Source organism: Ramlibacter sp. (assembly GCF_028292805.1).
Classification (GTDB): Bacteria; Pseudomonadota; Gammaproteobacteria; order Burkholderiales; family Burkholderiaceae_C; genus Ramlibacter.
On sequence record NZ_JAQGLS010000191.1, the window covers coordinates 1 to 6537 of the forward strand.

The 6537-nt window shown below is 70.2% G+C and carries 7 protein-coding genes and 4 pseudogenes; 6 read left to right on the forward strand and 5 right to left on the reverse strand.

From position 1 onward, the window contains the following. Positions 1 to 305, reverse strand: a pseudogene (locus tag JWP65_RS11695) (alpha/beta hydrolase); the annotation flags it as partial. 18 nt (positions 306 to 323) lie between these two features. Between JWP65_RS11695 and JWP65_RS11700 the strand changes: the two are divergent. Further along, positions 324 to 916, forward strand: a pseudogene (locus JWP65_RS11700) (acetoacetate--CoA ligase); the annotation flags it as partial. Between the two features lie 118 nt (positions 917 to 1034). After that, positions 1035 to 1229: pseudogene (locus tag JWP65_RS11705) on the forward strand (class II aldolase/adducin family protein); the annotation flags it as partial. Positions 1230 to 1319: 90 nt separating this feature from the next. On the opposite strand, the gene JWP65_RS11710 reads toward JWP65_RS11705, so the two are convergent. Genes JWP65_RS11710 through JWP65_RS11725 form a run of 4 tightly spaced genes read right to left on the reverse strand, consistent with a single transcriptional unit; the run spans position 1320 to position 3547 of the window. Then, the gene (locus tag JWP65_RS11710) at positions 1320 to 2225 is read right to left on the reverse strand and encodes a DMT family transporter (RefSeq protein WP_299763878.1); all 906 of its coding nucleotides are present in this window, start codon (positions 2223 to 2225) and stop codon (positions 1320 to 1322) included. A 28-nt stretch (positions 2226 to 2253) separates the two neighbouring features. Further along, the gene (locus tag JWP65_RS11715; protein ID WP_299763880.1) at positions 2254 to 2682 is read right to left on the reverse strand and encodes a MarR family winged helix-turn-helix transcriptional regulator; all 429 of its coding nucleotides are present in this window, start codon (positions 2680 to 2682) and stop codon (positions 2254 to 2256) included. After that, positions 2679 to 3188 (reverse strand): flavin reductase family protein, encoded by a 510-nt coding sequence (locus JWP65_RS11720; protein WP_299763882.1) that lies wholly within the window; start codon positions 3186 to 3188, stop codon positions 2679 to 2681. Before JWP65_RS11720 ends, JWP65_RS11715 begins: the two co-directional genes overlap by 4 nt. 23 nt (positions 3189 to 3211) lie before the next feature. Then, a complete protein-coding gene (locus JWP65_RS11725; RefSeq protein WP_299763884.1) occupies positions 3212 to 3547 on the reverse strand; it encodes a hypothetical protein in 336 nt (111 codons plus the stop codon). 30 nt (positions 3548 to 3577) lie between these two features. Between JWP65_RS11725 and JWP65_RS11730 the strand changes: the two genes are divergently transcribed. The 4 genes and pseudogenes from JWP65_RS11730 to JWP65_RS11745 form a co-directional block, all read left to right on the forward strand. Next, a complete protein-coding gene (locus tag JWP65_RS11730; RefSeq protein ID WP_299763886.1) occupies positions 3578 to 3721 on the forward strand; it encodes a hypothetical protein in 144 nt (47 codons plus the stop codon). Further along, positions 3718 to 4509: an alpha/beta hydrolase gene (locus tag JWP65_RS11735; protein ID WP_299763888.1), complete on the forward strand. Its 792-nt coding sequence runs from the start codon at positions 3718 to 3720 to the stop codon at positions 4507 to 4509. Before JWP65_RS11730 ends, JWP65_RS11735 begins: the two co-directional genes overlap by 4 nt. A 13-nt stretch (positions 4510 to 4522) precedes the next feature. After that, positions 4523 to 5748 (forward strand): annotated as a pseudogene (locus JWP65_RS11740) (acyl-CoA dehydrogenase family protein). A gap of 215 nt (positions 5749 to 5963) precedes the next feature. Further along, positions 5964 to 6537 (forward strand): M14 family zinc carboxypeptidase (locus tag JWP65_RS11745; RefSeq protein ID WP_299763890.1); only part of this gene is annotated, 574 nt, incomplete at its 3' end.

Sequence of the window (6537 nt, forward strand, 5' to 3'; positions counted from 1 at the left end):
CAGCCGTGCACCAGCAGCGCCACCGGGCCGTGCGGCGCCACCGGCCGGCTGTAGACGGCCAGGTCCGCGTCCTCGAACGGCCAGTGCTCGGAGCGCCAGTCGGCCTCCCAGGCAGTGCGGCGCTGCAGCAACGTCGGCGGCAGCGGCGTCGCGAACAAGCGGCAGGCGGCGCGCACCGCCAGTGCCGGCCAGCTGCGCTGGGCGCTGGCCAGGGCCAGCCGGAACAGCCGGAACAGCCGGAACAGCCGGATGCCGCGGCTGGCCTGGGAGTAGCCGGCGGCGGCGTCCAGGGCGGCGCGGGTCATGGGTGATCCTTCAGAAGAAGACCATGTCTTCGTTGCGACGTCGGCGAACTGGTCTGCACCAAGCCGATCCCGTCATGCCCCTGTACTTCTGGAACGACGCGGGTGGCAGACGCTATCTCTCCAGCCACTTCGACATGTACCCCGGCGTCTGGCGTCACGGCGACTGGCTGAAGATCTCGCCCCACGGCGGCTGCACCATCTACGGCCGCAGCGACGCCACCATCAACCGGCACGGCTTGCGCATGGGCACCAGCGAGTTGTACAGCGCCGTCGAAGCCTTGCCCGAAGTGCTGGACTCGCTGGTGGTCGACCTGGAGTACCTGGGCCGCCCCAGCTACATGCCGCTTCGTGGTGCTGCGCCCCGGCGTGGCGCTGGACGACGCACTGAAGGCGAAGATCGGCGACGCCATCCGCATTGCGCTCAGCCCGCGCTTCGTGCCCGACGCCATCGTGCAGGTGGCCCAAGTGCCGCGCACCTTGTCGGGCAAGAAGCAGGAACTGCCGATCAAGAAGCTGCTGCTCGGGCAGCCGCTGGAGAAGGTGGTCAACCGCGACGCGATGGCCAACCCCGGCTGCTGGACTGGTACGTGGAGTTCGCCGCCAGGCGCTAGGAGTCAAAGCGTTCCCTGCGGCTCTTTCTCGAGCGCATCGAGGAAGGTCCGCACCTTGGCCGGCACCGGCCGGCGCCCCGGCAGCAAGGCCGTGGATCTTCAGCGGCTCGCAGCGCCAGTGCGGCTGTTCTACTGCGACCGGGAGGCCTACCACGCGTTCGAAGGGATCACCCTGGAGCGCGAGGCGTGCCAGCGGCTGGCCGCCTGCCTGGGGCGGCGCAAGGTGATGATCCTGCGCAACCACGGCCCGCTGGTGTGCGGGCCGACCATTGCCGATGCCTTCGCCGAGCACTCCCTGGTGCAGCGGGCCTGCGAGGTGCAGGTGGCGGCGCAGGCCCAGCGGCGCCGGGCTGCGCGATGCTGCGCCCGTTCTCGCAGCGGAAACCACCTCAGAGTCTTCCTGTCAGGCCGCGGCCTTCTTGCGGTTCACCAGGACGATTCCCAGCGCCACGCCGGCCAGCGCCAGCACCAGCTGCGGGGTCAAGGCCTCGCCCAGCACCAGCACGCCCAGCAGCAGGCCGAACACCGGCGTGAGGAAGGTGAACGAGGACAGCTGCGTGGCCGGGTAGTGGCGCAGCATCCACATCCAGGCCAGGTAGCTGGCAAAGGCGCCCACTACGCCCTGCACCACGAGCGAGCCCCAGGCGTAGCCCGAGTAGGACAGCGACCAGGTCTCGCCCAGTGCCAGCGAGAGCAGCGGCGCGGCGGCGGTGGTCACGGCCACCTGGTAGAACAAAGTCTTCTCGGGGCTGGCCTTGCCCAGCGCGGAGGCGCGGATCACCAGCGTGGTCAGGCCCCACAGCGTGCCGCCCAGCAGCCCAAATGCATCGCCGCGCAGCTGCCGCGACGTGTTGCTGCCGCCGCTGAAGCCTTCGCTGAAGGCCCAGGCGACGGCCCCGAAGGCGATCACCAGGCCCACCCATTGCACGCTGCGCAGCTTTTCCGCCGGCACCAGCCGCGGCAGCAGCACGGCCACCACGAACGGCGCGGTGTACAGGAACACGGTCAGGCGCGAGGCGGCCGTGTCGCGCAGGCCCAGGTAGATGCAGGCGAACTCGCCGGCGAACAGCGCGCCCGCCAGCAGCCCGGGCCAGAGGGTGCCGTCCTTGCGCAACAGCGGCACGCGGCGCCAGCCGCACCATGCCAGCAGCAAGGCCATGGCCATGGCAAAGCGCAACGAGGCCTGCCACAGCGGCGGCACCTCGATCACCGTGGTCTTGATCAGGATCTGCTGGAAGCCCCAGAACAGGCAGCAGACAAGCAGCAGGGCGACGGCCAGCGCGTCCAGGTGTTCTTTTCGTTCCGGCATGCCGCGATCGTAGCGGCAGGTCAGGAGCCTAGCGCGTGCCCAGCTTGGCCAGCAGGTTCTTGAGGGCCGACTGCTCGCGCGGCGCCAGGCTGCGCAGCACGCTGGCCTCGTGCGAGCGGGCCAGTTCCACCAGCGGCCGCGCCAGCCGACGCCCGGCCGCCGTCACCGTCACCAGGGTGCGGCGCTGGTCGGCCGGATCGGCCAGCAGGTCCAGCCAGCCTTGCTCGCACATGCGCTGCACCAGCTTGGTGACGGTGGGCTGCTTGGACAGCACCTCATGCGCCAGCTGGCTGATGGTCACCGGATCGCTGTCGTGCAGCGTGGCCAGCACCCGCCACTCGATGGAGCTCAGGCCGGCGGCCCGCACTTGCGCGTCGAAGTCCTTGTACAGGGCGTGGTTCGCCTGGCCCAGCAGGTAACCCAGGTAGTCGTCGATGAAACGGCGCGTGGTGGTCACAGCGGATGCTCCGTGTAGTAGCGCCCGCCGTGGAACAGCAGCGGCGAGGCGCCCTCGCGATGCACGCAGCGCTCCACCTGGCCGACGAAGATCACGTGGTCGCCTTCTTCGTAGCGGCTGCGGTTGAAGCATTCGAAGGTGGCGGCCGAACCATGCAGCAGCGGCGCGCCGCCGGCGCCTTCCTCGAAGGTGACCCCGAGCCAGCGGTCGGCGCCGCGGCGGGCGAAGCGGTCGGCCAGGGCTTGCTGGTCGGCGGCCAGCACGTTGATGGCGTAGTGCGAGCCGGCGCTGAACACCGCCATGGAGGCGGCCGCGCGCGACAGGCTCCACAGCACCAGTGGCGGCGAGAGCGAAACCGAGTTGAAGGAATTGGCCGTCAGGCCGATGACCTGGCCGTCCGCGGCCCGGGCGGTGACGATGGTCACGCCAGTGGCGAACATGCCGAGCGCCGCGCGGAACTCCTGGTCGGAAAAACTGGGCGGCTGGGCTTGGGGCGGGGGGATCATGGCGGTGCGAATTGCATGAATTTTCATGTATTATGGTCCGAAACGGAGGCGCCCCAGGCATGCTGCAGGAAACCATCGAGCCCCAGTGGCTGGCCGCCTCCGATGCGGTGCTGGGCCGCTGCGCGGTGCAAAAGGGCGACACCGTCGCGGTCCTCGGGGAAAGCCAGAGCCGCCCCATGGTTGGAGCTGGCCCGCCTGGCTGCGGCCCGCCGTGGCGCCCACGTGTTTTCCTTGCTGCTGCCCAGCAGCTTCAGCCCGGACCTGCCGGTGACGCGCAGCACCGGCGCCTGCACCGCGCCGCGCCAGCTGGCGCCGGTGATTTCGGCCCTGGCCGGCAGCACGCTGGTGGTCGACTGCACCGTCGCTTCAATGGCAGCCAGCTGCGCGCCTTGGCCGGCAACTTCCTGTACGGCACCGGCGCCAACGAAGTGGCCGGCCGCCACACCGCCGGCCACTTGGACCTGCCCATGCGCCAGTGCACGGTGACCTTGGACGGCACCACGGTGGTGGACGCCGGAAGGCTGGTGCCATGACGGTGCTGCCCACCTTCACCACGCTGGGCGGTGGCGGCACCACGGTGCTGATGCTGCATGGCATCGGCGGCGGTCACCTGGCATTCGCGCCGCAGGTGGAGACGCTCGCATCGGCCGGCCACCGCGCGGTCGCCTGGGACATGCCCGGCTACGGCCACAGTCCGCCGATCGAGCCCTACACCTTCAAGGGCCTGGCCCAACGCTGCATCGCGCTGATCGAGTCGCTGCAGGCCCGCGAGCTGGTGCTGCTGGGGCACAGCATGGGCGGGATGGTGGCGCAGGAAGTGGTCGCGCGGCGCCCGGAGCTGGTCGGCAAGCTGATCCTGTGCGGCACCTCGCCGGCCTTCGGCAAGCCGCACGGCGATTGGCAGCAGGCCTTCATCGCCCAGCGCACCGCGCCGCTGGACGCCGGCCAGAGCATGGAAGACCTGGCCGGCACGCTGGTGCCGCAAATGATCGGCCCCCAGGCCTTGCCCGAAGGCGTGCGGCTGGCCGCCCACTGCATGGGCCTGGTGCCGGCCGCCACTTACCGGCGGGCGCTGGAATGCATCGTCACCTTCGACCGCCGCGGCAATCTGTCGCAGATCCGCGTGCCGACGCTGCTGGTGGCGGGCGAGCATGACCGCAACGCGCCGCCGGCCGTCATGAAGAAGATGGCCGCCGGCATCGCGCACAGCACCTTCATCGAGATGAAGGGCGTGGGCCACCTGATGAACCTGGAAGCGCCGCAGGCCTTCGACGAGCTGGTTCTGAACTTCCTGTCGCTGCCATCGGTGCTGCTGCACTAGGAGGAGAGCGCGCGTGGACCTGGACTTCACCCCCGCTGTCGGCGACCACGCCTTCACGCCGCCAGCAGCGCGAGCTGCTGGCGCTGACGCATCGCCTGGGCCGCGACAACTTCGCGTCGCGCGCGGCCAGGTCGGACCAGGAGGCGAGCTTCCCGTTCGCCAACTACGACGACCTGCGCGCCGCCGGCCTGCTGGGCCGGTGCGTGCCGGCAAGCCACGGCGGCCCGGGGGCCGACCACGCCAGCTACATGATGGCGGCGGCGGAGATCGGGCGCTTCTGCGGCGCCACCGTGCTGACCTACAACATGCACATCTGCTCCACGCTATGGACCGGCCTGCTGGCCGATGGCGTGACCATGACGGAATCGCAGCGCGGCGAGCACCTGGTGCGACGCGAGCTGCACTTGCGCCGCGTGGTGCGCAATGGCGCGGTCTATGCGCAGCCGTTCTCCGAAGGCAGCGCCGCCGCCGCCGGCCGGGTTCCGTTCGGCACCACGGCGCGCAAGGTCGAGGGCGGCTGGCGCGTCAACGGCCGCCAGATCTTCGCCTCCCTGTCCGGCGCGGCCGACAACTACGGCCTGCTGTGCACCGAGGACAAGGGCGACGAGAAGCCGGACCCGCGCGACACGCTGTACCTGGCGGTGCCGGCCACCAGCGACGGCCTGAGCATCAGCGGCGACCGGAACCCGCTGGGAATGCGCGGCACGGTCAGCCGCAACCTGCAGTTCCAGGAAGTGTTCGTGGGCGATGACGAGCAGCTGATGCCCCGCGGCGTGTACTACAAGGGCACGCAGACCTGGCCGTCCATGTTCTTCACGCTGGCGCCGACCTACCTGGGCGTCGCCGATGCCGCTTACGGCTTCACCGTCGGCTACCTGCGCGGCGAAGTGCCGGGCGAGCCGCCGGTCAAGCGGCGCATGTATCCGACCAAGCAGATCGCGGTGGCGCAGATGCGCAGCATCTTCCTGCGCGCCATGCTGGAGGCGCGGCCGCATCCCGACCAGGGACGAACGCATGCGCCTGTATGCTGCGCACTACACCGTGATGGAAGGCGCCAACGACATCGCGCGGCTGGCCATCCGCACCTGCGGCGGCCAGAGCATGATGAAGCACCTGCCGCTGGAGCGGCTCTATCGCGACAGCCGCTGCGGCTCGCTGATGCTGCCGTGGACGGCGGAGCTGGTGCTCGACCGGATGGGACGCGAAACCTTGTACGAAGCAGGAGAAAAAGACGAGTGAGAAGGAAGTTGTTGCGCCTGCTGGCGTGTGCTGTCTTGCTGGCGGGCGCGGCCCAGGCCGAGCCGCGGCTGCGGCCTGCGGCGGCCCCCGCCGCCAAACCCCTGGCCCCATGCGACCATTTCGTCGGCAAGCTGCCGAACCTGACGCGGGCCCAGTGCGAACAGGCTGGGCTGGCCGAGAGCGGCGCGCGCTCGGTGCAGGGCGTGCCGCTGTTCATGCGCGACGTCGGTCCGGACCAGGGCAAGCTGCGCGTGCTGGTCACCGGCGCCATCCATGGCGACGAGCTGTCGTCGGCCTCGGTGGCGCTGCACTGGCTGCGGCTGGCGGCCGAGGAAAACCCGCAGATGCCGCAGCCGGTGCTGTGGCGCTTCGTGCCGGCGCTCAACCCCGACGGCCTGCTGGCGCGGCCGCCCAAGCGCGTCAACGCCAGCGGCGTCGACCTGAACCGCAACTTCCCGACTCCGAACTGGGAACGTGACGCGGCGCACTACTGGGAAAAGCGCACCCGCAAAGACCCGCGGCGCTGGCCCGGCCCCAAGCCGCTGTCGGAGCCGGAGTCGCGCTTCCTGCACGACCAGATCCAGCGGTTCAAGCCGCACCTGATCGTCGCCATCCACGCGCCATACGGCGTGCTGGACTTCGACGGCCCGTCGGTGCCGCCTTCGCGGCTGGGCCGCCTGTACCTCGACCAGGTCGGCATCTTCCCCGGCTCGCTGGGCAACTACGGCGGCGTCCACAAAGGCGTGCCGGTGGTGACCATCGAGCTGCCGAACTCGCAGCGCACGCCAC